This is a genomic window from Paenarthrobacter sp. PAE-2 (genome assembly GCF_026013155.1).
GTDB lineage: Bacteria > Actinomycetota > Actinomycetes > Actinomycetales > Micrococcaceae > Arthrobacter > Arthrobacter ureafaciens.
This window is the reverse complement of record NZ_JAPDNV010000026.1, coordinates 13,751-36,409: the sequence shown is the minus strand read 5'-3', so window position 1 is coordinate 36,409 and position 22,659 is coordinate 13,751. Positions and strand designations below refer to the sequence as shown.

The following is a 22,659-nucleotide window of genomic DNA, read 5'->3' as shown; positions in this document are numbered from 1 at the left end:
AGCGGTGGTTGGGAACCAGGTTCGCAGCCACCACTTCAACTACGGTGCATCGTTGAACAGATCAACGAGCGCGACGATCAAGCGTCCAAACCCAATGACGCAGCTCAAAATGCCTCAACGGTGGTTCGGCTTGCGCTTCGCCATGTTGCGGCCTCCTTTCTTCCGAAGGGAGGCGATTCGGGGACCGGCCACCGTACGGGCTTTGGTACCGGGGCGATATCGCGAAGGGGATCCCTGCCCCGCAGCATGCTGTGGCGTTGACCGGTTCGCGGGATTCCACCAGCTACGGTGCGGCGGTGACCGGCGACATGGCCTATCAGCTGGCTGGCGTGGTATCTGCATCGTCTCCGTCCTCGGCTACGGCATCGACGCGCACGCCCACCGAGCAACGCTCAATGGGTTCACGGGGAAGGGAACGCCGACCTCGCCGCCGCGCTCAGGGCCCGCGGTTTGATCGTTTCCGAACAGCCCCCGGGCACGGCACCTACCCGGTACCGGTTCCTTCAGCGCGGCAGGTTGATTGCGGGGCTGGCGGGGGTGACCTGTGTCGTGGAGGCCCGCTGGCGTTCCGGTGCCCTGCACACCGCCCATCAGGCCGAGACCATCGCACGCCACGTGGCGGCGGTACCGGGGCCCGTCCACAGCGCCAATTCCGCAGGGTGTCATCGGTTGATCCGCGACGGCGGCGCCGCGCTGGTCACCGAAGCCCAGGAACTCGCCGAGCTACTCGCCAGCTAACCCCCACGGTGGCCGGGACCTGCCGAAGGTCCCGGCCACCAAGGCGCGTGGCTGCTTTGATGGCTTGATCGCCTCTGGTGGGCGGGCGGTCCGCCGTCGTGACGCCTGGGGTGGTTGGTTGCCGGCGGCGGACCGCCACAGCACAGGGCTGTTCCCGGCTTGCCCGGGTGGCGCGTCGCACCGGCCGGTGTTCTCGCCTGGGCGCGGAGCTGTGGTGTTGGAGGGCCGGTTCGCCGGGGCGAACCGTGAAGCGGGCGTCCACTCCGCAAGCTCCGTGGCCGGATGTTGGGGCCAGGCCGGGCCGTCGCAGGGCTCCTGCACGTCCTGGCCCTGTTCTTGTCTTCGACGTTTTGGCTGCTGTCCTGACGGATTGTACGTGCCCGCTCCGGCCCGTCTAGCCCCTCCTTCGTCGGGGCCTGCGTGCCGGGAATTTCCCTGCGGCGCTCCTGCGTCGCTGATTTCCTTTCGGGAATTTCCCGTCCCTTGCCTTGCGGGTAGACAGGCCTCCGTCGGGCACAGCTCCGCAAGCTTCGCCAGCAGCCAAAACAACGAACGGGGGAGAGGGGTGCTGGCCGGTCACCACGAGCGCCCCATCCACCAACTTCTCGGACAAAGAAGGAACAACACCATGAACGCAGTCATCACCATGACCGTGACCACCCTCGACACCGATGAAACCATCCACGATGTGCCCGTGCTCGTGGATTACCACATGAACGACGGCTACGACTGGATGGACGTCATCGGCGAACACGGCTGGGCCGTGATCCCCAGTTGGGGCTGCGACGGCTGGGACCTTGGCCAGTGGCCTTATGTCATGGTCGCCGGAATCCGCACCGCAGATGAGATCGGCAACCTGTTCGGCATGGCCACCTACTGCGAGGGCGACGTGAGGACCATGTTTTACCGGACCAAGGCCGCCTTCTGGAACGCCATCAGTGAGCAGGCGTACTTCCACTGGAAGAACGGACAAGCCCAAGGCCCGGCCGACCTGCCCGAAGCGGCCGCCGAACTCCCCGGCCGGTACTGGATTCCCTGCAATCTCTCCGCCGCCGTCTAACCACCACCAAACCGGTGCCCCGCCCGTAGGCGGGGCACCGGCATCATCTTCTGAGAGGACAAACCCATGAGCACCTGCACCGCCCTGGTCATCCCCGCCGACCTGACCAAACCGGCCCGCATCGAAACCATCGACGCCGGACTAGCCAACCTGCAAACCCTCGTGGCCGGAAACATCGAAGCCGTTACCGTCGATGATTGGCACTTCTACCTGAACGAAGAAGGCAAAATCATGCAGCTTGCACCGAACCGCCGCGCCGCGCAGTTGGTGCTGGAAGAAACCGGTGTTCTGGCAGATGTCTACTGCGGCGATGTCGTTGTGCTGGGCGAAACCGATGACGGCGACGAAGCAGACGTCCCGGAGCATCTGATCGACACGGCGCAACAGCTTTTCGGACTTCACCCAGCCGCCTAAACAGCCGGACTCCTTGCCGGGCGGCAACCTCACCGCCCGGCAAGGATTCCCCCAGCGGTGATGGGCCGTTCGCATTTTGTGGGCGGGGCGGTCCGCCGCGGGTGGCCGCCTGGGCGGGTGGTTGCCGGCGACGGCCCGCCGTTCCCGCATGAGAGCCGGCGCTGGTCACTTGGCGCGTGCGGCGACCCCAAGCCTGCGCTGACCTGGGCATGGGGGAGCGGTCCAGGAAAAGGCATTCTCGCAGGGCTCGCACCCATGAGGGCGTCCTCTCCGCTTCGCTTCGTGGCCGGCTGTTGGGTGTTGCCGGTCCGTCGCAGAGCTCCTGCCCGTCATCACTTGTTTGTCTACGACGTTTTTGTGGCTGTCCTGCGGATCATACGGTTCCGCTCCGGCTCAAGCTCCTGACCCCTCCGCGAAGCTCCGGGGCCCTGCGGCCCTGGAATTCTTCGACGGCGCTCCTGTGTCGCTTATTTCCTTTCGAAGATTTCCAGCACCTTGCCCTGGCGGGAGGAGACGCCTCCGTCGGCCCCGTAGAGCACTACGTGCCAGCAACAAAAACAACTGGGGGAGATGGGGAGCTGGCCGTCACCAACGAGCGCCCCGCCCTCCAACTTCTCGGACAAGAAGGAACAACACCATGAATGCAGCACCCACGCTCGAAATGCTCGACCCCAACACCCTGACCGTGGACATCAACGTCCGCAAGGATGCCGCCCTCACCACGGACTTCGTAGCCAGCATCAAAGAGCACGGCGTGCTGGTCCCCGTCGTCGCGCACCGGACCGAGGCCGGGACCGTGCACGTGCTGATGGGACAGCGCCGCACGCTCGGAGCCATCGAGGCAGGAGTCGCGAGCATTCCCGTGCTGGTAGGAGACACGCCCGAAGAAGCGGAACGACTCGCAACCCAGGTCGTCGAGAACGACCACCGCAGCGCACTCACTGACGGCGACCGCGCCGAAGCGTTCCACCAAATGGCGCTGCTGGGAGTGAGCGCCAGCGTCATCGCCCGGAAAATGGGAGCCAAGAAAGCACTGGTGGAAACCGCGCTGAAGGTCAAAGCCAACGCCACCGCCGCCCAGGCACTCGACCAAGGCCTGACCTTGGAGCAGTCCGCGGTGATCGAGGAATTCGCAGACGATGCCGACGCCGTGGCCCTGCTCGAACGCCTCGCCATCGAGAACCCCGGCAACTTCGCCCACCGGGCCCAACGGCTCCGGGACGAGCGCAGAAACAACGCCCTGATCGCCGAAGCCTGCGCCGAAGCAGCCGCCAGAGGCCTGACCGTGCTCGAAGAGGACCCCGGCTACTACGACTACAAAGGATCCGCCGCGATGATCTCCGCCCTGACCACCGCCGAGGGCGAACGCCTCAGCGAGGCCGACGCCGACGCAGTCTATATCGGCATCGGATACAGCGGTGTGGTGACGCGCTTCGCCGTTGCGGACTGGAAAGCCCGGGGACTGCGGAAGGATGGCAAAGCCCCGGCAGGAGGGATGACCGAGGAGGAAAAGGCCGCACGCCGGGAAGTCATTGAAAACAACAAAGCCATGGATTCGGCCGAGGTGGTACGCAGGGGGTTCGTCAAAACCTTGCTGGCCCGTAAGGCCCTGCCAAAGAACGCCCAGAAGTTCATCGCCCACACGATTGCCCATTCCAGCTACATCCTGACCAGAGCCTTGAACAAGACCGACCTCACGGCGGAACTGCTGGGCGCCGGCGCCGGGTACGGGGAGTTCACGGCCTACGTCGACAAGCCCAACACCAAACCCGAAACCGTCATCCTCGCCACGATGATCACTGCCTACGAGGCAAACATCGACCGCACGAGCTGGCGGACCCGCAACAGCGACACCCGCTACTACCTCACCCAGCTCACCGCCTGGGGGTACGAACCCAGCGACGTTGAAAAGATCATCCTCACCAACCCCAGCACAGAAACCGAGGAAAGGACCGAAAGCGAAGACGAACCGACAGCCGCAGGGCCGGGGACCTCCCACACGTCGGGCGGTCCGCCGCTCAGGGGGAACCACAGCAGCCACTCACCAGCGGCGGACCGCCACCCCACGCCGCCAGGCACCCACCCACCACAGGCCGCGCCTCCCCAACCACCGGGCTACAGGTACAATCCGCTAGGCTGGATCACAGATTTCCTTTGTCCGAGGAACAAGCAGGACCGGCCCGCGCCGGTCCTGCCGTGTTTAACCACCAAAAAGCTGGCCGACTGCCCCATGGGCACTAAGTCTTTACGCGGTTGCTCTGTGAGCGGTCGGCAGTCTGGTGCTGGGGCGTGACTCACTCATGAGTTTGCCTCCGGACTGAGCTTTCCGCAGTGCGCTTGCTCGGATATGTTGTCATTTTCAGAAGCTGACGGCACAAAGTTCCCGCTGATTCCGGGAGTTGTGCACAGCACTTGTGAACACTGGTTGCGCGATAGTCCCGTGCATTATGGTGCTTTTGTTCGGTACTCCTGTTCCCCAAGAGGAGGCAGGCATGGATGCAGATCCGCGTCGTGTTGCTGCCGATGGGCAGCTGACGATGTCGGATGCCGCGTGGGAACAGGCCAAGACTCGTGCCGCAGTGATCGGGGCGTTGGCGCAGCGCCAGAGCCCCAGCGGTGCTGCCGTTGACCAAGCGGCCGCGGAGCTTGGTATCTCCCCACGCAGGGTCTACGTGTTGCTTGCACGGTACCGCCAAGGAGCGGGTCTCGTAACTGACCTGGCGGTCCATCGTTCCACCGGAGGCAAAGGCCGAAACCGGCTGCCCGAACCCGTCGAGCAAATCACCCGCGACCTGATCCGCCGGCGGTTCATGACGCGCCAAAAACTCTCTGTCGCCGCGCTCCACCGGGACATTGCCCAGGCTTGCACGCAGAAAGGCCTGAAGCCCCCGACACGGAACACGGTGGATCGGCGTATTTCCATGCTCAACCCGGTTGAAGTGGGACGCCGCAGGGAAGGGCCGGATGCAGTGAGGACCCTGCAGGCCGCCGGCGGTAAGGTGCCGCTGATCCCTTCGGTTCTGGATCAGGTACAGATCGACCACACGATCATCGATGTGGTCATCGTCGACGAAAGGGAACGCCAGTCGATAGGCCGCCCCTATCTGACTGTGGCCATCGACGTTTTCAGCAGAGCTCTTGTGGGCATGGTAGTGACGCTGGAACCTCCATCGGCCGTGTCTGTGGGTTTGTGCCTGGCCCACGCCGTTGGTGACAAGCGTCCTTGGCTTGAGCGGCTCGGCTTGGAGGTGGATTGGTCGATGAGCGGCAAACCGAAATCGTTGTTTCTGGATAACGCGTCCGAGTTCAAGAGCGAGGCGTTGCGTCGTGGCTGCGAGCAGCACGGCATTGGATTGTCTTACCGTCCACTTGGACAACCCCACTACGGCGGCATCGTCGAACGCGTCATCGGCACGGCCATGCGCAGGATCCACGAGCTTCCAGGAACGACGTTTTCCAACCCCGGGGAGCGGGGCCGGTATGACTCGGAGAGGCTGGCTGCCCTGACGCTGCCGGAGCTTGAGAAGTGGCTGGTGCTGGCTGTTGCCAGCTATCACGGCACCGTGCACAGCACCTTGGGACAAACCCCGGCGGCCAAATGGGCCGTCGGGGTAGCGGCCACCGGCGTGCCAGCCGTTGCCGCTAACCAGACGTCGTTCCTGGTGGACTTCCTCCCGGTCATCCGCCGCACGCTGACCCGAACGGGTTTCGTCGTCGATCATGTCCACTACTTCGCGAACGCTTTGAAACCGTGGATCAGCCACCGCGGCAAGCTGGAGCCGTTCATCGTTCGACGCGATCCCCGCGATATCAGCCGGATCTGGGTGTTGGAACCGGACGGGCGCCACTACGTCGAGGTCCCGTACCGATCGATCGCCAATCCTCCCATCAGCATGTGGGAGCACCGGCAGGCCCTGGCCCGGTTACACGATCTCGGTGCCGCCCAAGTGGACGAGGCGGCACTGTTCCGCATGATCGAGCAAATGCGCCGGGTCACCGAGACTGCTGTGAAAACGACCAAGCGTATCCGCAGGGAAAACGAACGGCGTAGACACGCCAAGGACCCGGGCCGACACGACCCCACCCCGTCGAAAGTGCCGCCGCCACCGGACAGCGCGAGAGGAAACGACCCGGAAGAGGTTTCCGTTCAACCCTTCGAACAGATCGAGGAGTGGTGACCGTGGAAATTAACGGGACCGGGGATTTACTGCATCTGCATCCCGTAGCGCGGGAGGTGGCAAAGTTGCCCTCCCAGGAGAGACTGCGGCGCATCCGCGCGGATCGGTGGATCGGCTATCCCAAGGCCTTGGACGCGATTGCCCGTTTGGAAGTACTGCTCAGCTGGCCGAAGAAGCAGCGGATGCCCAACCTCCTGCTGGTTGGGCCAACGAACAATGGCAAGACCATGATCGTTGAGCGATTCCATCGATTGCATCCGCCCGTCACGGGAACGGACGGCGAAAACATCCCAATCGTGTGCATGCAAATGCCCTCCGAACCCTCGGAGCTTCGGTTCTACACTGCCCTTCTTAATGCGATGGGCGCGCCCTTCCGGTCAAACCTGCGTCTTCCCGAAGCCGAACGCCTGGCTCTTTCGCTCCTGCTCGAAGTCGACGCCCGGATGCTCGTGATCGATGAGTTCCACAATGTTCTGGCCGGCCGCGGTGAGAAACGACGCGAGTTCCTGAACCTGCTCCGGTATCTGGGCAACGAGCTGCGCATCCCGCTCGTCGGCGTCGGCACCCGGGAGGCCTATCTGGCTGTCCGGTCCGATGACCAGCTTGAGAACAGGTTCGAACCGTTCATTCTGCCGCTCTGGGAAGTGGGGATGGAGGCCCGGTCGCTGTTGGCCAGTTTCGCCGCGGCATTCCCCTTGCGCTTACCGTCGGTCATCGAAACCGAGGACATGGCCAGGTATCTGCTGGCCCGCAGTGAAGGCACCATCGGTGAACTCGCCCACCTCCTCACGGCGGCCGCGGTCGCTGCCGTGGAAACAGGCGAGGAACGGATCAACCACCGGACCCTGACCCTGGCGGACTACATCGGGCCAACGGAGCGGCGCAGGCTTTTCGAAAAACAACTGCAGTGACCGTGGTGCGGCGCTGGCCCGTTCACCCGGCACCGATCCCCGGCGAAGCGCTGTCGTCCTGGCTTCGACGAATCGCCGACCGCTACGACGTCCACCTCGAAGATCTCGTCGCTGATCTGGGCTTTTGGCCCGGATGGGCCGCGGACCTGGACACCTGCCCACCCGGACGTTTCGCCCAGGAGCTCTCGAGTAGAACCGGCGTTGATACACGCCGGATCCGGAGAATGAGCCTCAGCGGCTGGTCACCATGGCTCCTGGACCAGACTGAACCAGACCCCGGGCTGTTCGCGAAGTACACGCGACAATTCGCCGTGCTCCTGCCAGCGGAAATACGGTGGCCGCGAGAGATCTACCCGTGGATGCCATGGTGTCCGACTCGCCCGGCAGTGCGGGCATGCCCGCACTGCATCGAGACCACGGCACCGCCCTACCCTTACCAATTGTTGTGGCTGTTGCCGCTGACGCTTAGCTGCCCATCCCATGGATGTCTTCTGGAAACCCGGACGAAGTCGCCCAACTACTTCGCTGGCTGGGAATACAGGACGCCATCGCCGAGGCCTGTCCCGGCCACGGTGTTGGCGATGGACACACGAACCTGGCAGGCCATGGCGACTGGCAGAGTCCAGCTGCTCAGCCAGCAGGTCAAGGCCGGGACCTGGTTCCGATTGATGCGCACTATCATCGACGAGCTCAATGCACCCCTGACCGAGTGCCGGACAGCAAATCGCATGATCATGGGGATCTGGGATCAGGCCGGCCATGGCGGGCGGGTAGGACCTTTGAAATGGCAACCCCACGAGGGGTACACGATCGACAGCCAGATCCGGACACTCGAGGCAACGGCGACGGCGATTCAACTGCTTGAGAGCGACACCGTCAGCGGCAGGGGCCCAGACTCCGCCTTCTTTCGGGGGCTACAGACCCGAGACGGCGGGGAGCCGTGAGGCGCAGGAATCGCTCAACCCATGGATCTTGCCTTTGCGGAATTTAGAATAAGTAGCGGGTAAAGTGATCAATTCCGTCAAACGGTCAGGGTCCGGATGTGGTGTCACTTTGGCCGGCGCCCGCAGCGAAGGTTGCAAGAACCCCCGAAGCCGAAGAACCAGATGCCGGCAAAGGCAAACCCGGCCAACGCTGTTGCCGCGATGGCCAATTTGTTGGTTGGGGGGATGCCCAGTGATGCGTTCGCAGTTGATGTACTCACAATTCCCCCGTTTCGTAAGTGGCGGATGAGTCCAGCCGGGGCATCGGCCACCCGGAATGTTCCTCCGCGATGACGCAACGATCATCATTCAACCGTTGCAATACCAGCGTCCGCCGCGCCTACGGCGGCACGGCCGAAGAAAATGATCGGCGGCTACCTGCCATGACCCACGGTTAGGATCTATCAACAACAGGGGAATGTACTCGGCTTGGGGGAGCTATGAAGATGATCATTCTGGCCATTGCCGTGTGGGTGTTAACCGGCCTGATCGCCGTTTTGGGAGTTACCGCTGGTGCCACTATCTGGGCGTACATGGAACCGGTAGTCGATACCGCGCCCATGCCAGTGAGCTACTTCGCGGCAGCCAGTGTCGGTTTCCTGGCCCTGCTTCTGAGCTTGGGTGTCAGCGGAGGCATTACCGTCCACGCCGCTCGGTGTAATGCCAGCAGCAAGACCTTCTGACCACACTTTGGGGCGGAACGTCGCTTCAGAGCGGCAGCCCCGCTTGGGCCCCTTCCCCATGGGACGAAGCTAACTGGCCCGGCCAACCAACCGCGCGACATCGGTTTTCTCAGCCGGGACGACTCAGGAAACCCCTTAGTTACGGGTGAATGAAAGGTCGCCGAGGCGTGACAAGGCTATTCAAACGGGCCAAAACCCAAAGATTTTCCCGGCAGGGCTGAATACGCCAGGATCGGTTCTGCAGAGGACTTGTGACCTCTGGGTGCTCTCTACTCCTGTGCAAAGAACGCCAATCTCTGCTCGCAGTACCCACAGAATGACCTATTGAAGGGGACTTCTGACATTTTGTGCCGTCAGCTTCTGAAAATGACAATGTCCACCCTGGCCGGGCCCGCCATCGGTTCTTTCCGCGGGACATCTACATGTATCAAAACCTCTAAAACACGGGCTGAAACGCTTTGTTTTCTACCTGAATAACGGTAGAATTGAGGTATCAAGTCGACCAGACGAACGAAACCAGAACTGATACGAAACGTAGGACTGACAATGACTTCTTCAACCCCTGATTACACGGTGTACACCAAGCCCGGCTGCCCGAACTGCGTCAAGACGATGGAGTACTTCGACCGCAAAGGCATCACCTACCAGGCCGTCGACATCACCAAAGTCCCTGAAGCGCTGACGTATATCAGCGAAGAGCTTGGCTACTCCGAGGCGCCGGTCGTAGTTAGTGCTGATGGTGAAAATCATTGGTCCGGGATCCGAATGGACAAGCTGACTCAGGCGGCGCTGCGCCGTAAAGCGGCATGAGCGCCCTCGAGGCCTGGAAGGCCAACGAACGGTTCCGGCTCAGCGGACGCCGGCAAGACGACCTTGAAGAGTTCGGCCGCACCGCCAACCCCACAGGACGGATCAACGTCCCCGTCAGCAACCCCTACACCGACACCGCCAGCGACACGGAATACGACATCGCGCCGGGAGGCGGGTCCTTGGTGATGCCAGGTCTTCCGGACTGGCCCATGGACACCACTTTCGGATACCCCTTCACGGACACCACCGCCACATACCACCCCTCCACGGACGCCATCAACGCCGGGTCCACTGACAGCCAGACCGACGGCGACGCGGATCCGGCAGGGCAGCCCAGGTATGCCTCGGCAACCCCTGCTGATGCACCCGTGGGGGAGCCGGTCACGGTGATCGGCAACCTCGTCGCCGACCCGCGGCTGAAGGAACTGGGCACCGGTGCCGTGGTCGCGAACTTCACCATCGCCTCCACACCCCGAACCTGGGACCAGGACACCCGGCAATGGCAGGACGGGGAGACCGTGTTCCTGCGCGCGAGTGCTTGGAACGCGACAGCCCAGCACGCTCATGCGTCGCTGACGAAAGGGGCCCGGGTCATCGCGGTCGGAACAATCAAGTCCCGCACATTCCAAGGCAAAGACGGGCAGCCCAAAACCGTCGAGGAGCTGGTCGTGGAAGACGTGGCGGTGTCCTTGAAGTTCCAGGGCGTCATTGTTGAGCGTGACCAACAACGAGGACGTCGGGAGGACCGTGCAGCGGGCTAAACGGGACGATAACTCCATCACGGCCAAGTTCACCCAGGATGACGCGGAACAGATCCGCGCCGTCGTGAAGAACGTGGGCGTGCTGGAGGGTTATGGTTCGGTGAACGACTTCGTCGAAGCCGCCGTGAAGCGGGAGTTGCGGCGCGTCCAGCGGAAGTACAACGGCGGGAAGAAATGGGAGGGCATCAAGGCCGGCGGTCTCCGGCCAGGACGACGGACCCGCGCTGAAACAGCAGCCCACGAAGACCACTCGTAAACCCCGGTGCCGCACCGGAGGGTGCGCACGCATCGCCACCTTGAGTGAGATGGCATTTTTGTCTTCACCGAAGAACAGAAAGGGCAGGGAGTTGCCGGCCCTTTTTCTGCCTTAACTCCCCACGTGCCCGGCACCGTATACACGGTGCGCGATGCTTGCCCGGGCTGTCGGGCGGGCGGGGTGAAGTTGAGGCATCCGGCACCTGGATCTGGCAGGACGATACGTCAGAAGGCTCCACCCTGTGGGGTGGAGCCTTCTTGCTGTGGGAAGTCGTGGGATTGGTCCCCGGTGTAGGGGCGTGATGCTTGATGCTCTTGTGGGTTGTTGGGTTGGCTAGGTTGTTGCCGCGTCGAGGGTGTTCAGCGGTCGACGATCAGCAGGGTGTTTTGGTCCGGGTCGGTGGCGGTGAACCAGAAGCATGTTTGGTTGTCGCCGTTGATGTCGCTGGGGTTACCGCCGGTTCGGGCCAAGCGGTCGTGTGTGGCGTGCAGGTCTTCTGCGAGGAGGTTGAACGGTGCCCAGGGGAGGCCGGGTGGTGAGCTGATCCCGCTGGCTGGTCCGAGCAGGGTGAGCCGGTGGCCCGAGGCCCCGGTCTGGAGGACTGCGGCATGTTCTTCAACACTGATGGGGCGCATGTCGAAGGTTTCGGCGAACCATTCCGCTGATGCCCGGGTGTCGCTGACGGGGAGAAAAACGCTTCCGATCGTCGTCATGAGCAGAGTCTAAACATCCCTTTTCGACAACATCGGCCCAACGATTTCCGGTGAGGGCTGTTCTGCCTTGGACCGTTCCGGCCCGAACCCCATGCACACATTGGTCCGCCCATGGTGTTTCGGGACACGGTCCTTCCGTGCCGGGATCCGTCCGAAGGCGTTTGCAGCTGCGCTCTTGTCGTCGTTGTCCTGGCGGAAAAGAACCCGGTTAACGATGCCCGGGGGAGCCGGCAGCGGGTGTTGGCCCATGGGTAGCTTGGCCGTTGTGGTGACCACCTTCGGGGGGAGGCTGTGCACGGCCACCGCTCCCTCAAGGGTTTGCCTTTGAGGGGGTGGTGTGGTGGTGGTTGTGTGCAGCCGGCAGGTGGGTCCCGTCGTCCACGTGGGTGCGGGAAAAGCCCGGAGGTTTTTAGCTTTTGCCGTGCCCGGGTGGGCGAGGGGCTTCAGAGCTGCTGGGCGGTGCCGCTTCCTGCCAGGTCGGTGTCCGCGGCGGGGGTGTTGGTGGTTTTGTTCTGTGTTTTGCGGCGCCGTCCGGCGGCGGCTGGTTCGAGGCCGAGTTTTTTGAGTTCTTCGGGGCTCCAGCCGTCGCGGGTGGCTTTGACGTAGGCGCGTTTGTCGTCGCGTTCTGCGCTGGCGAGTTGTTCTTTGAGGTCGGTGACGCGCTGTCGTGCTTTGACGAGTTCTTCGACTGTTTTGATGCGTGAGTTGAGGAGGGCGCGGGCCTGGTCTTTGGTGCGTTCGATATCGATGGGCATGCTGCGTTTGCCTTTCCTTGGATGGGTTGGTTCAGCGTCCGTAACCGGCGCTGATCGCTGGTCTCTGCGCGGCGCCGTTTGCTGCGGCGGCGGGAGCCGCTGCAGCAGGTGCTGCTGTGGCGTTGTGGGGGTAGGAGAGGGCGACGGTTCTGAGGCTCTTGGGCATGAGGAAGCGCCCGTCGGGGTCGTATTGTTCTGCGTATTTGTCGATGACTTCGTCCAGGGTTGGCCGGTGGTAGGCCTCTGTGACCTGGTCGCGGGTGGGAAGTTCTTTGGCGAACCGTTCGGCCAGGGCACCGGAGTGATGCCGGCGCGAGGAAGGAAGCACTTCGGTGAGGGCTTCTTCGATGGCCGGCAGGACCGCGGCCTGTCCCGGCGTCAACGACACCGCCGCCCTGGCGGCGGTGTGCCCGGAGAACGCTGCAGGATCCGCCCTTTCCGGTGGAACGTTCGCGGTGATGAAGACGGCGTAGCCGTCTTCTCCGATGCTGGCCGTGGTCCCGGTGGCGTTGCGGAGATGTTCGGTAGCGAGGCCGTCGATGACACCGCCGACCAGGTAGTCGGAGCTGTGGAGCAGTTGGGTGGCTTTGTCGAGCAGGTGCATGCCGGGTCCGCGTTCGATGTCGAATCTGACGTGGACGTGTTCGGGATGGCTTTCGTTCGCTTCCCGGTATCGGGCTTCGGCAAGGCGCGGAGCGCCGCTGATGTCTTCGTTCAGCATGGTCCCCCCAAAGGCTTGTGACTGGTTCAGACCCAACCCACCCTAACCACCAAAAGCAGCCTCCCACGGCATATCGGGGGGTGTGCCGCAAAACAACCCCAGAGCGAAGCAAGCTATACATTTACACGGGTGTAAATGGCGTGTCGCTCACTGACCCTGACGGGTTTGTGGGCGACACTGGCTTGTGGGTCCCCGGTTCGGGGTCGCTACGCTGGGCCTTTTGGGAGAGGGGGTTGGAATGCCGGAAGAAGAAACTACTGGCCGTCCGAACCTGTCCCGGCGGCGCCGGGCGAATGCGCCTGCGGGATCGAAGAAGCGCCGTGACGTGTGGGTCACGGTGGAAGAGGAAGCGGCGCTCGTTGCCAGGGCCGAGCGGGAGAAAGTGACGGTGCCGAACCTGCTGGTGTCGGCCGCCCTGGCCGAGCGCACGGATTCACCGACAGAGCGGCGCGCCATCGGCGCTGAACTGATGCAGTTGCACAACCTGTTGGCGCGTTCGTCGAACAACATCAACCAGCTCGCACGTCAAGCCAACGCAACGGGGGAGTTCCCCGTTGAGGCCCGTGAAGCCCTGAAACACATCCGCTCCGTGGCGATGCGCATTGACCAGGCTATTGAGGGATTGATGTGAGCCAGTGATCCCGAACATCACCCGCGGTTCACGGATGGCCGGCCTCATGGTTTATCTGGCCTCCACGGATACCGACAAGACGAAGAACGCGCACACCGACCCGCACCTGGTAGCCGGTGACGCGGCGATCATGGCCTGGTACGACGACGGTGTCCTGGACCACGAAGACGCGATCGCGATCGCGAAGCATCTGGATCAGCCACGGAAACTGTTCGGCGTAGAGATCAGGGTCAAGGACTTCGCCTGGGACGCGGCGAAGAAGGAACGCGTCCACGTCGGGTACAAGGACGCGAGCGTGTGGCATTGCTCGCTGAGTTTGCGCGCCGAAGAAGGCGCCCTGACGGACCAGCAATGGGGCGACATCGCCAACGACTTCGTCGACGCGATGGGCTTCACCGCGGCCAGCGGCAAAGCGCAGTGCCGGTGGGCGGCGATCAACCACGGTACGAGCGAGAACGGCAACCACCACATCCACATCGCCGTGTCCCTCGTCCGGGAAGACGGCACCAAAGCCTCCACCCACGGGGACTACAAACGAGCCCAGCAGGCCTGCCGCGAGCTGGAGGTCAAGTACGGCCTGGAACAGCTCTCGGCCGTGTACGCGACCCGTGGTTATGACCGTGCGGAGAAGGCCACCGCCGTGCGGGATGAGCGGGAAATGCACCGGGCTTCGTTGGCGCGGAAGGTCCGTGCCAGTGCCAGCGCTTCAGCGACCGAAGGGGAGTTCGTCCGCCGCGCCCGGAACACGGGCATGTTGCTGCGGCCGCGGTATGCGAAGAACACCACGGAGGTCATTGTCGGGTACTCCGTGGCCGAACGGCCGAAGCCGGGGGAGCGGCCCATCTGGTTCGGGGGCGGCACCCTCGCGACCGACCTGCGACTGGGTGCCCTGCGTCAGGAATGGGTGGACTCACCGCAGGCAGCGACCGAGGCCGCGGCTGAGTGGAACGCCGCGGCGCGCAACAAGCGAACGGTCTCCAGGACCGGGCCAGAAAAGGCGACACCGTCGCCGCAGGTGTGGGTGGACTACACCCGCAACGCCACGGCATTGGCGGAGCAACTGCGCTCGGTCCCGCTGGATGATCACGCGACCTGGGCGAAAGCCGCGCGGGACGTGTCCGGGGCGTTCGCTGCGTGGTCCCACCGTCTTGAACCGACTCCCGGGCCGTTGGCGGCCACGGCGGCTGAACTGTCCCGCACCGCGCAGCTGCGCGCACCCCGGGAGCACAGCAAGTCCGTGGCTTTGCCGTCCATCGCCGGCACGGCCATGCTGTTCCTGGCCGCGTCCTCGAAGAACAAACCAGCCGCCCAAGCTGCCCTGATGGTGCAGCTGGCGAACATGGCAGCGGCCATCTACGAGATGCACAAGCAATCTGGCCGGGCTCGGGAAGCCGAGCGGATCCGGACCGTTGTCGCAACGCAGCTGAAGCCCTTCGCGGGCACCATGCCGCGACCGGTCACCGTAGGTGCAATGGAGGCAGTATCTCCACGTGGCGGGGGACGGAACCCGGTGGAGCTGGGCTTGCGCGGCATGGCCCCGATCCGTCCCGGCTCCGCCGTTCCAAGCACGCTAACACCGGCGAAGAAAACCACCCGGACCGGACCGGATTCCGGGCCAGTACTTGACCGATAACCAACACCACTAGTGCGAGGGGAACACCATGAGTGAATCGGACGGAATGGACGACCTGCTGGACGGCGGACTGCGGCAATCGCTGATGATCGCATCCCGCGTCGCCGAAACGCTGGCCCGCCAACGGCAGGAAGCCCAGCGCCAACAAGAACATCACGACACCCGGGCCGCGCACGAAGCCCAGGCACGTTTGGTGGCGGAGCGCAGCGCCGCCCGCGCGGCACTGTCCCCGGTGGAGAAGGATCAGTGGTGGGACAAAGCCCAGCCCTCGGATATCGCCACCGCCTACACTGTGGCTGAAGCGTGGAAGGATCACGACCCGGCCGCCTTGGCAGCGTCGGAGAAGATTCGTCAGGAAGTCCTGGCACGGTACGGCATCGACAAACACGACGTCGGCGCGGACACCGCCTACCTTGAATCAGGTATCCAGACCATCGCCACGGAACGTGCGCGGCAGGAAGCCCTGGCCCGCAGCCAGGAAGAGTCCCGTAAAGCTGCCGCTGAACACGAAAAGGCCATGCAACTGCTCGCGGCAGCCCGCAACGAAGAACTCCGCGCCCAGGCCGCGAAACTTGCACCCGAAATGGAACGCCACCAGGTGCCGGTGGAATACCTCGCCAACCCCGAACTCACCCAAGGGCTCCAGCGCGCCCACAACGCGAAAACCCCGAAAGCCCTGGACGTTGCGGACGCCGACATCAAGGAGCGGTTGTTCCTCATCGGCAAGGACGGCATCAACGGACCCGACATCGACCAGCTCCGCGAGGAAACCACCGCGAACGTCAACGGCGCGGAGTCGGAGCACTTCAACGACCCCGCCTTCGTGGACGCGGCCAAGAAACTGCACGAAGCCAAACTCCTGGCCGAGGGCGGCTTCACCGGCGACAAATGGTCAACCCAGAAACAGCGCTACGAGCGGGCCGAGAAGGAACTCTTCGCCCGCCTGGAAAGTGTCGGACGTGAGATCGAGGACCGCGTCACCGGCACCGACCGTGGTCGGCTGAAAGATCAGGGCTTGAAAGCGGAAACGACGTCCGACAGCGACTACGGCTCGGCCGAACAGCAAAAGGCCTTCGCCGCCTCACTGGCCGCCAGCGGCGCCACCGAATCCCAGGTGCGGGGGCGGGTAGCTGCCGAGCGCAGCGAGGCCACTCATCCCCGCGCGGGCTTGATCACGGGTAATGGGGCAGCCAAAGCACGAAAGACCCTCACTGGGGCATCGAAGGGTGCCGAGCGCAGCAAGAACGGCCCCAGCCGCTAAGGGCCGGAAATCCAGGAATCGAAAAATCCCAGAACAATGAATCAAGCGTCGGTAGGGTGTGTTAATGGGTGAGCTAGAGACGAAGACGTTGCCCGAAGCAGCGAAGCCCGGCAGGAAAAGAAGGCCGAAGCGCAGGAGCCTGGTCCGGCGGCAGGACGACGCCAGGCGCTGGTTGGAGCGGCTCGTGCCACCCGAACGGATCACCGAAGCCCGGGTGCACGAGCTGGCAGAGTACGTCGACAGGTACCGGCCCGGGTCCAGGTATCAAGCCATCGCCGACGCGATGGTGAAAAACAACGAAATCCCGACCATCAAAAAGGTTGCTGCCCGGTACGAGTCCCGGAAGAACGCGTACCTGCGCCGCAATGCCCAAGCCTCCCCGGTGGACCTGACCCCGGCCGTCGTCGAGCACCTCACCACCATGATTCGGGCGTCCTGGGAACGTCGGGGCCACGGACCGGCCTGGTCCGAGATCCGCACGGTCATGGGATGGGACCGCGGCCAGACCCGGCACGGACTCACCCAGCTCCTCGCCGAGGGTGTCATTTCCTTCACCACCGACAGCGGGTCCCTCACCCTCACCGGCAAAGCCGCCCACCACAGTACCGCCGCACACCACAGTTCAGCTGCCAGGAAGTCGGCCTGACACCCACCCGTCAGGGCAATGAGGACACGGAGCCGGCCCACCGTACCGTGGCTGGCCGGGATCCTTTGGCGTGCCCCTTAGGGGGTGTCGTCGCCGATGACCAGGGCGAGGTAGTCACCGGCTGCTTCCTGGAAGCCGTACTCACTCCAGTAACGCCGCAGCGCTGCCCTGGCCTGCACATGCTGTGGTGAACCCTCCGGCACGCCGTCCTCCAGGACGGGAGCGGCGTCCAGAACGACAAGGGTGGTGTTGCGTGCCACCGTGGTCAGGATCGCCGTCAGAACAGCGTGGCCGGTTTGGTGGCCGCGGAAGCGCGGATCAATCGTCATCTCCGGAACGACCAGCAAGTCACCGCCGAGATCCATCCGTGCTGCGAAAAACAGGTCCGGCCGTTCATGGACCAGCGTCTCCGCGACATTCAGCATTTCCTGGTCGACCGCGTCCAAGGCATCGAGCAAGTCGATCGTGCCGGCGTCCGGAACAACCCAGAACCGGGCATCACCGACAGGTACCACCCCGTCAGGATCCTCATCATCGTCGAACACGAACGTGCCCGTTTCGATGGCCAGGTCCCATTCGACCGGGTCCGTCTGGTTGTACCGGCGCCCGGGAATGCCACGGTACTCACAGCTGTACCGGAATGTCAGAAACTCAGGATCCAGCGCACGCATGACAGTTTCCTCCCCCTAATTCTTAGAGCAGTGAGGCCCAACAACTCCAAGGCCGGAACCGAGTCTATGCCGCTACTGCCGGCGAGAAAGTTTTCTCCCGTTTTCGCGTCACGATCCGGACCGAACCCACACTGTAACCGTAAGGGGGTTCTCCAACCCTATCGAGGTGAAGACCCGTTGACCTTCTCTGTCCCTCGCATGGGCTGGGACGGTGACGCTTGTTATCGGTGTTCCAGGGGTAGCTGGCAGGACGGCAATACCGACACTTCAGCCCACGGATGCGCCAGTTGCTGTCCCCGCTGGTCCCCGGATTAGGTGCTCAGTCCCGAACCCCTCTCTCGCGGTTTCCACGTCTCTCGTAGTAGGAGTAGTATCGAAACTACTCCTACTACTAAAGGCTGCGATGATGTTGAGTGCGAAAGACCGGGTGTACGCCGCCGCCGAGGAAATCAGTGCTGAGCGTCGGCCGACGGTCTCGACGGTCCGCGCCGCGGCGGGGGTGAGTAACGCCGACGCGACCCGGTACTTGAAGGAGTGGAACGAGGAACGGCAGGCCGTTGGGGGACAGGTCGCCGCTACGCCCCCGGCCTTGCTCGAATCAGCCGCCCGTCTCGCCGGCGCAACCTGGGCCGAAGCGGTCACGCTCGCGAACGAACGGCACGCCGCGATCGAGGCCCTGTGGGTTCAGGAGCGCCGGGACAAGGACCAGGAGATCGCCGAGCTCGTGGCCGATCTGGATGCGGCCAGCGCCGAAAAGGACGCCACCGCCACGGCCCATGCAGAAGAGCTCGCCCGCCTGCAGGAACGGCGCACCGGACTGGAACGCCAGATAGCCGAGCTGGGGCAGAAACTGGAAGAGTCACAGAACGCAGAACGCACCGCAGCCTCCGAAGCCGCCGACGCAGTCCGTGCCTTGGCCATCGCTGAAGCCCGGGCAGCCACCTTGGAGGAAGCCCATAACGCCCTCCTTGCCCGGATCACCCCGCAGGCCGGCGCCGCCGAGCAGTAACTCCATGGCAATCGGGGGGTGACCATGGTTCCCGGAGGCTCGGGACTGCTGAGCCCGGGACTTGCCGGAGTTCCCGATCCTGGGGAGGAGCCGTCCTGCGCCATGCCTCCTCGGGAAGCGAGCGGCGTGCGCACCGTTGTGGGGCTTCGTCCCCCGCCAGTCCTCTCCTGTCAAACATCTGTCGACGTGAACCTTGGGCGGGAAAATATCAATATCTACTAGGATCTAGTGTTTCGCTATACTTTGTTAGACATTGATAGACCGGAAGAGGCGGTACTTCATGGATCCCGTAGCCAATCCCTATTCGCCAGGTGCTGGAAGAAAACCGGCCGCACTGGTCGGCAGGGATCGACCCCGACGGGACTGGCAAGTCGCAATCCAACGGGTTGAAGCCGGCCGGTCAGCCCAACCGTTCGTCCTTTACGGGCTCCGAGGGGTCGGGAAAACCGTGCTCCTCTCGGATTTCCGGCGTTCAGCTGCCGACCGGGATTGGCTCGTCGCGCAGGTCGAAGCAGGCGCAGGAAAATCCCTGCGCGAAGCGCTGGGAGAAGCGCTCCATGGCCCTCTAGCCGACCTCGCCCGCCCCTCCGCGGGCAGGAGGCTGCTGAAAGCCCTGAAGACCGCCGTCAGTTTCAAGGCCTCATATGACCAGAATGGAGCCTGGAATTTCGGATTGGATCTGGACGGTGCTTCAGGCGGGGGAGCGGACACCGGTGTCCTTGAAACGGACCTCAAAAAGCTCATCCAGGACCTTGCACTGGCAGCCGAAGAAGAAAATGTTGGGCTGGCCATCCTCGTCGACGAAGCGCAGGACCTCGACACAGCCGAAATCGTTGCACTCTGCGCCATAGCCCACGCCGCTGCACAAGATGACTGGCGCGTACTGTTCGCATTCGCTGGCCTGCCCAGCCTGCCCAGGGTCCTCGCCGAAGCGAAATCCTACGCGGAGCGCTTCAACTACGAGAAAATCGAGGAACTCCGCGGAGCCGTGGCCTCCGAAGCCTTGACCAAGCCTGCCGCCGACGACGGCGTCGAATGGGACGCTTCGGCCGTCGCACTGATAGTCGATGAGAGCGCGGGATACCCATACTTCCTGCAGCAATTCGGGCAGGACACATGGAACGCCGCCGCAGGAGGAACGATCACCTACGACGATGCCCGGGTTGGAGCAGCCAACGGCAGAGCGGCATTGGACAGCGGCTTCTTCCGGGCACGATGGGATCGGGCCACCAGAGCGGAACAGAACTACCTAAGAGCCATGGCGGAGGACGGCGACAACGGCAGTTCCTCAGGGGAAATAGCATCACGACTGGGCCGAGGACCAGCCAGCTTCGGCCCCATCCGGGCGAACCTCATCTCCAAAGGACTCGTCTACGCTCCCGAGCACGGTGTCATTGCATTCACAGTCCCGGGGATGGCAGCTTTCATAAAGCGCCAACCCAAGTGACTGTAGTGAGATGGTCTAACTCCGAGCTCTGGCGGCCTGGCTGAGGAGATACTCAGGAAAGAAGTCAGAGCAACATCTGGCTCGATATGCCCTCCCGTCTCAGCGAACTACGAGCTGCCTCACTGTAGGCCTCACCTCATTACCGCATACTTTGCACTATTCCCCACGATTGTTGGGAATAGTGTATAAGGTTGACACTTATCCTCATGAACGTATGGTTTAGTGTATGAACTCTTTGAACGGCCTCACTGTAACTGAGGTGGCCGAGATGCTCGGTATCACCCGTGCGTCGGTTCATGACCTGCTCCGCTCGGGCCAGCTCATCACCAGCGGTCGGACGGCCCATTCCCTCGTAATCGACCGCAGCTCCGTCGAGCGACTAACCGCCACCGGCACACGGCGCGGCCGAGCTTGGACCGCTCGGATCGCCTGGGCCGCACTGGCCATACTGTCCGGCCAGAACCCCACCTGGATCTCTGCCTCGGAGAAGTCGCGGCTGAAGAAGCGGCTCAGCACTTTGGACGCCCACGCCGTTTCCATTCTGGCGAGGAACAAGGACCGCACCTTCCGCTACCGGGCCACGCCGGACGCGCTGCTGGCCCTCAGCGACTACCTGATCGCCAGCGGAGCGACAGCCATGAGGGATGAAACAACGGCAGAGACGTTCGGCATGACCGGCGGCAGCGGCATCGCCGAGGGCTACGTCATGGCCGGCGACGCCCGGGCCCTTGCCAACTCCTTCGGGCTGGCCGAGGATCCCGAGGGCAATGCCGTCATCCACGAGGTAGAGCTGGAGGAACCTTTCGCCGAAGGACGGGCACCCATTGCCGCCGTCGCGGTGGACCTCATGCGTTCACTTGCGATCCGTGAACGAAGCGCCGGCCAACGCGTGATCGAGGAGCTGCTTCATGTCTGAACCCGTGCTGGCCGATGTGGCCGAGGACGACCATCGCGAGGTCTGGGACGTCCCAGTTCCGCCGGGCGGCTGGGGCACGCCCTGGCCGCAGTGCATTGAACTGGCCAGGGCACTGCCGTCGACTCAGTGGACACTGGTGGGCGGACTCATGGTCCAGCTGCACTCCGCGGCCGCCGGGCTGGCCGTATCCCGGCCGACAGCTGATGTGGACATAGTGCTGCATATCGAAACCGGGGCAGCGACGACGACGTCGGTCATGGCTGTCCTCGCCAAGCTCGGCTACACCCTGCAAAAGTCCATCGACGACGAGGCGCCGGCCCACCGCTTTGTCCGTGACAAGCAACAGATCGACGTTATGATTGCCGACCACATGCCCGAGAGCAAGGTGCCGACCATTGGTGGCCGCAAGCCGTTCCAGGTCTCCGGCGGCACTCAAGCACTGAAGCGGACAGTCAACTGTCGGCTTAAGGTCGACGACATCGAGCCAGTCCTTATCAGCATCCCCAACGCCCTAGGTGCTCTCGTCCTCAAAGGTGCGGCCTACAAGGAGGACTCCCGGGACAGGGACCGCCACTTGGATGACGCCGTCGTGCTGTGCGCCACGATCAAGAAGCCACTGGAGACTGCGAAGGAGATGGGCGGCAGCGACCGGTCCCGCATCATCACACTGCACACAGCCCTGGGGAATTCGGGCCACCGCTCTTGGCAACTGCTCGAAGCGGTCGACCGGACACAGGCAATGGACGCCCTGCGCATCCTGGCCAGCAACCTCCAATTGCCCCCTGTGAACCGGCTCAAGAGGGACTGACCCGCGGTCTTAGGTCCTCGGGACGTTCAGGCTCGTCCTTGAAACGGACCTCAAAAAGCTCATCCAGGACCTTGCGCTGGCAGCCGAAGAAGAAAATGTTGGGCTGGCCATCCTCGTCGACGAAGCGCAGGACCTAGACACAGCCGAAATCGTTGTACTCTGCGCCATAGCCCACGCCGCTGCACAAGATGACTGGCGCGTACTGACATATGCGTTGTTATCGGCGCGCACGGGTGGGGCAATTGACCGTTCCTAATTCGCTGGCATCATCGCGGAGAACGAGGATAGCTGGCGGGAGTACGGGCGACGACGTCACGGACTGCGCGATGGCGCGAGTCATCGGCAAGACGGCCTTGGGTGACATCAATGTAATCACTTGTGGGATGCCGGGAGATCTGCCCTCAACTTTCCTCAGCTTCTTTAAAATCAGCCCTTATCGGGTCATGGGGAGGGGCAGCCTTCGCATGACCCGGTGATGGAAAATCAACTGCGGTCAGGTCCCGGATAAGATCACGGGGGGGGCAGTGCGCTTCCGCCCTACCTTGTAAGGAGTAACAACGTGTGTAAACCGCGGACCGAGGGTCTTCCAGCCTGCCCCCGGGGCAGGCACATAAGTACCAAGGGCAAGGCGGACCACGGCAGGAAAACGTTCGC

Annotated in this window: 24 protein-coding genes and 2 pseudogenes; 20 read left to right on the top strand and 6 right to left on the bottom strand. The window is 63.4% G+C overall.

All coding sequences use genetic code 11. The features are described from left to right. Positions 1-191: 191 nt before the first annotated feature. From OCL88_RS15115 to OCL88_RS15105, 3 genes and pseudogenes are all read left to right on the top strand, one after another. Positions 192-738 (top strand): annotated as a pseudogene (locus OCL88_RS15115) (DNA-processing protein DprA); the annotation flags it as partial. A gap of 628 nt (positions 739-1,366) precedes the next feature. After that, positions 1,367-1,798, top strand: a complete 432-nt coding sequence (locus OCL88_RS15110) for a hypothetical protein (protein WP_264963035.1) — start codon at positions 1,367-1,369, stop codon at positions 1,796-1,798. A gap of 66 nt (positions 1,799-1,864) precedes the next feature. Then, positions 1,865-2,212: a DUF3846 domain-containing protein gene (locus OCL88_RS15105; RefSeq protein WP_021474739.1), complete on the top strand. Its 348-nt coding sequence runs from the start codon at positions 1,865-1,867 to the stop codon at positions 2,210-2,212. 467 nt (positions 2,213-2,679) lie between these two features. On the opposite strand, the gene OCL88_RS15100 is transcribed toward OCL88_RS15105, so the two are convergent. Then, positions 2,680-2,835 carry a hypothetical protein gene (locus tag OCL88_RS15100; protein ID WP_264963034.1) on the bottom strand — a complete coding sequence of 52 codons (156 nt, stop codon included), beginning with the start codon at positions 2,833-2,835 and terminating at the stop codon, positions 2,680-2,682. A gap of 14 nt (positions 2,836-2,849) precedes the next feature. On the opposite strand from OCL88_RS15100, the gene OCL88_RS15095 reads away from it, so the two are divergent. The 9 genes and pseudogenes from OCL88_RS15095 (at position 2,850) to OCL88_RS15060 (ending at position 10,794) form a co-directional block, all read left to right on the top strand. After that, positions 2,850-4,505 (top strand): ParB/RepB/Spo0J family partition protein, encoded by a 1,656-nt coding sequence (locus tag OCL88_RS15095; RefSeq protein WP_264963033.1) that lies wholly within the window; start codon positions 2,850-2,852, stop codon positions 4,503-4,505. Positions 4,506-4,704: 199 nt separating this feature from the next. Continuing rightward, positions 4,705-6,390, top strand: coding sequence for a Mu transposase C-terminal domain-containing protein (locus OCL88_RS15090; protein ID WP_243542935.1), 1,686 nt, complete (start codon positions 4,705-4,707; stop codon positions 6,388-6,390). A gap of 2 nt (positions 6,391-6,392) precedes the next feature. Then, on the top strand, positions 6,393-7,301 hold the full coding sequence (locus OCL88_RS15085; protein WP_166186494.1) for a TniB family NTP-binding protein: 909 nt from the start codon (positions 6,393-6,395) through the stop codon (positions 7,299-7,301). Continuing rightward, positions 7,298-7,783, top strand: a pseudogene (locus OCL88_RS21305) (TniQ family protein); the annotation flags it as partial. The gene OCL88_RS15085 and the pseudogene OCL88_RS21305, both read left to right, overlap by 4 nt. A 99-nt stretch (positions 7,784-7,882) precedes the next feature. Next, a complete protein-coding gene (locus OCL88_RS15080; protein ID WP_225740155.1) occupies positions 7,883-8,245 on the top strand; it encodes a hypothetical protein in 363 nt (120 codons plus the stop codon). 479 nt (positions 8,246-8,724) lie between these two features. Beyond that, positions 8,725-8,967 carry a hypothetical protein gene (locus OCL88_RS15075; RefSeq protein WP_021474734.1) on the top strand — a complete coding sequence of 81 codons (243 nt, stop codon included), beginning with the start codon at positions 8,725-8,727 and terminating at the stop codon, positions 8,965-8,967. A gap of 546 nt (positions 8,968-9,513) precedes the next feature. Further along, a complete protein-coding gene (locus tag OCL88_RS15070; protein ID WP_243542936.1) occupies positions 9,514-9,777 on the top strand; it encodes a glutaredoxin family protein in 264 nt (87 codons plus the stop codon). Further along, a complete protein-coding gene (gene ssb / locus OCL88_RS15065) occupies positions 9,774-10,538 on the top strand; it encodes a single-stranded DNA-binding protein (protein ID WP_243542937.1) in 765 nt (254 codons plus the stop codon). Before OCL88_RS15070 ends, ssb begins: the two co-directional genes overlap by 4 nt. After that, positions 10,525-10,794 carry a ParB family protein gene (locus OCL88_RS15060; protein ID WP_052474217.1) on the top strand — a complete coding sequence of 90 codons (270 nt, stop codon included), beginning with the start codon at positions 10,525-10,527 and terminating at the stop codon, positions 10,792-10,794. The genes ssb and OCL88_RS15060 overlap by 14 nt, the downstream gene beginning before the upstream one ends. A gap of 359 nt (positions 10,795-11,153) precedes the next feature. Here OCL88_RS15060 and OCL88_RS15055 read toward each other — a convergent pair whose 3' ends face one another. The 4 genes from OCL88_RS15055 to OCL88_RS15040 form a co-directional block, all read right to left on the bottom strand. After that, positions 11,154-11,507: a VOC family protein gene (locus OCL88_RS15055; RefSeq protein ID WP_264963030.1), complete on the bottom strand. Its 354-nt coding sequence runs from the start codon at positions 11,505-11,507 to the stop codon at positions 11,154-11,156. Between the two features lie 9 nt (positions 11,508-11,516). Continuing rightward, on the bottom strand, positions 11,517-11,804 hold the full coding sequence (locus tag OCL88_RS15050; RefSeq protein WP_243542939.1) for a hypothetical protein: 288 nt from the start codon (positions 11,802-11,804) through the stop codon (positions 11,517-11,519). 146 nt (positions 11,805-11,950) lie between these two features. Beyond that, positions 11,951-12,262: a hypothetical protein gene (locus OCL88_RS15045; RefSeq protein ID WP_243542940.1), complete on the bottom strand. Its 312-nt coding sequence runs from the start codon at positions 12,260-12,262 to the stop codon at positions 11,951-11,953. A gap of 31 nt (positions 12,263-12,293) precedes the next feature. After that, positions 12,294-12,983, bottom strand: coding sequence for a hypothetical protein (locus tag OCL88_RS15040; RefSeq protein WP_243542941.1), 690 nt, complete (start codon positions 12,981-12,983; stop codon positions 12,294-12,296). A 238-nt stretch (positions 12,984-13,221) separates the two neighbouring features. On the opposite strand from OCL88_RS15040, the gene OCL88_RS15035 reads away from it, so the two are divergent. The 4 genes from OCL88_RS15035 (at position 13,222) to OCL88_RS15020 (ending at position 17,154) form a co-directional block, all read left to right on the top strand. Next, complete coding sequence (locus OCL88_RS15035; protein ID WP_243542942.1) at positions 13,222-13,614, top strand: MobC family plasmid mobilization relaxosome protein; 393 nt, start codon at positions 13,222-13,224, stop codon at positions 13,612-13,614. A 4-nt stretch (positions 13,615-13,618) separates the two neighbouring features. After that, positions 13,619-15,247: a relaxase/mobilization nuclease domain-containing protein gene (locus tag OCL88_RS15030; RefSeq protein ID WP_243542943.1), complete on the top strand. Its 1,629-nt coding sequence runs from the start codon at positions 13,619-13,621 to the stop codon at positions 15,245-15,247. Positions 15,248-15,275: 28 nt separating this feature from the next. Next, entirely contained in the window at positions 15,276-16,508 is a 1,233-nt protein-coding gene (locus OCL88_RS15025) for a hypothetical protein (protein WP_243542944.1), read from the top strand. A 64-nt stretch (positions 16,509-16,572) separates the two neighbouring features. Beyond that, positions 16,573-17,154, top strand: a complete 582-nt coding sequence (locus OCL88_RS15020) for a hypothetical protein (protein ID WP_243542945.1) — start codon at positions 16,573-16,575, stop codon at positions 17,152-17,154. 77 nt (positions 17,155-17,231) lie between these two features. Here OCL88_RS15020 and OCL88_RS15015 read toward each other — a convergent pair whose 3' ends face one another. Further along, positions 17,232-17,825 carry a hypothetical protein gene (locus OCL88_RS15015; RefSeq protein ID WP_243542946.1) on the bottom strand — a complete coding sequence of 198 codons (594 nt, stop codon included), beginning with the start codon at positions 17,823-17,825 and terminating at the stop codon, positions 17,232-17,234. Positions 17,826-18,231: 406 nt separating this feature from the next. Between OCL88_RS15015 and OCL88_RS15010 the strand changes: the two genes are divergently transcribed. The 4 genes from OCL88_RS15010 (at position 18,232) to OCL88_RS14995 (ending at position 22,005) form a co-directional block, all read left to right on the top strand. Beyond that, positions 18,232-18,834: a DNA-binding protein gene (locus OCL88_RS15010; protein WP_264963029.1), complete on the top strand. Its 603-nt coding sequence runs from the start codon at positions 18,232-18,234 to the stop codon at positions 18,832-18,834. A gap of 280 nt (positions 18,835-19,114) precedes the next feature. Then, positions 19,115-20,281: an ATP-binding protein gene (locus OCL88_RS15005; RefSeq protein WP_243542948.1), complete on the top strand. Its 1,167-nt coding sequence runs from the start codon at positions 19,115-19,117 to the stop codon at positions 20,279-20,281. A 226-nt stretch (positions 20,282-20,507) separates the two neighbouring features. After that, positions 20,508-21,197, top strand: a complete 690-nt coding sequence (locus tag OCL88_RS15000) for a helix-turn-helix domain-containing protein (protein WP_243542949.1) — start codon at positions 20,508-20,510, stop codon at positions 21,195-21,197. Further along, the gene (locus OCL88_RS14995) at positions 21,190-22,005 is read left to right on the top strand and encodes a hypothetical protein (RefSeq protein ID WP_243542950.1); all 816 of its coding nucleotides are present in this window, start codon (positions 21,190-21,192) and stop codon (positions 22,003-22,005) included. Before OCL88_RS15000 ends, OCL88_RS14995 begins: the two co-directional genes overlap by 8 nt. The last annotated feature ends 654 nt before the right edge of the window (positions 22,006-22,659 follow it).

Coding starts and splice junctions, on each gene's coding strand:
- OCL88_RS15110 (WP_264963035.1), top strand. CDS start 1,367: ATGAACGCAGTCATCACCATGACCGTGACCACCCTCGACACCGATGAA.
- OCL88_RS15025 (WP_243542944.1), top strand. CDS start 15,276: ATGAGTGAATCGGACGGAATGGACGACCTGCTGGACGGCGGACTGCGG.
- OCL88_RS15015 (WP_243542946.1), bottom strand. CDS start 17,825: ATGCGTGCGCTGGATCCTGAGTTTCTGACATTCCGGTACAGCTGTGAG.
- ssb (WP_243542937.1), top strand. CDS start 9,774: ATGAGCGCCCTCGAGGCCTGGAAGGCCAACGAACGGTTCCGGCTCAGC.
- OCL88_RS15090 (WP_243542935.1), top strand. CDS start 4,705: ATGGATGCAGATCCGCGTCGTGTTGCTGCCGATGGGCAGCTGACGATG.
- OCL88_RS15020 (WP_243542945.1), top strand. CDS start 16,573: ATGGGTGAGCTAGAGACGAAGACGTTGCCCGAAGCAGCGAAGCCCGGC.
- OCL88_RS15075 (WP_021474734.1), top strand. CDS start 8,725: ATGAAGATGATCATTCTGGCCATTGCCGTGTGGGTGTTAACCGGCCTG.
- OCL88_RS14995 (WP_243542950.1), top strand. CDS start 21,190: ATGTCTGAACCCGTGCTGGCCGATGTGGCCGAGGACGACCATCGCGAG.
- OCL88_RS15040 (WP_243542941.1), bottom strand. CDS start 12,983: ATGCTGAACGAAGACATCAGCGGCGCTCCGCGCCTTGCCGAAGCCCGA.
- OCL88_RS15035 (WP_243542942.1), top strand. CDS start 13,222: ATGCCGGAAGAAGAAACTACTGGCCGTCCGAACCTGTCCCGGCGGCGC.
- OCL88_RS15005 (WP_243542948.1), top strand. CDS start 19,115: ATGGATCCCGTAGCCAATCCCTATTCGCCAGGTGCTGGAAGAAAACCG.
- OCL88_RS15000 (WP_243542949.1), top strand. CDS start 20,508: ATGAACTCTTTGAACGGCCTCACTGTAACTGAGGTGGCCGAGATGCTC.
- OCL88_RS15010 (WP_264963029.1), top strand. CDS start 18,232: ATGTTGAGTGCGAAAGACCGGGTGTACGCCGCCGCCGAGGAAATCAGT.
- OCL88_RS15045 (WP_243542940.1), bottom strand. CDS start 12,262: ATGCCCATCGATATCGAACGCACCAAAGACCAGGCCCGCGCCCTCCTC.
- OCL88_RS15070 (WP_243542936.1), top strand. CDS start 9,514: ATGACTTCTTCAACCCCTGATTACACGGTGTACACCAAGCCCGGCTGC.
- OCL88_RS15055 (WP_264963030.1), bottom strand. CDS start 11,507: ATGACGACGATCGGAAGCGTTTTTCTCCCCGTCAGCGACACCCGGGCA.
- OCL88_RS15105 (WP_021474739.1), top strand. CDS start 1,865: ATGAGCACCTGCACCGCCCTGGTCATCCCCGCCGACCTGACCAAACCG.
- OCL88_RS15080 (WP_225740155.1), top strand. CDS start 7,883: ATGGACACACGAACCTGGCAGGCCATGGCGACTGGCAGAGTCCAGCTG.
- OCL88_RS15095 (WP_264963033.1), top strand. CDS start 2,850: ATGAATGCAGCACCCACGCTCGAAATGCTCGACCCCAACACCCTGACC.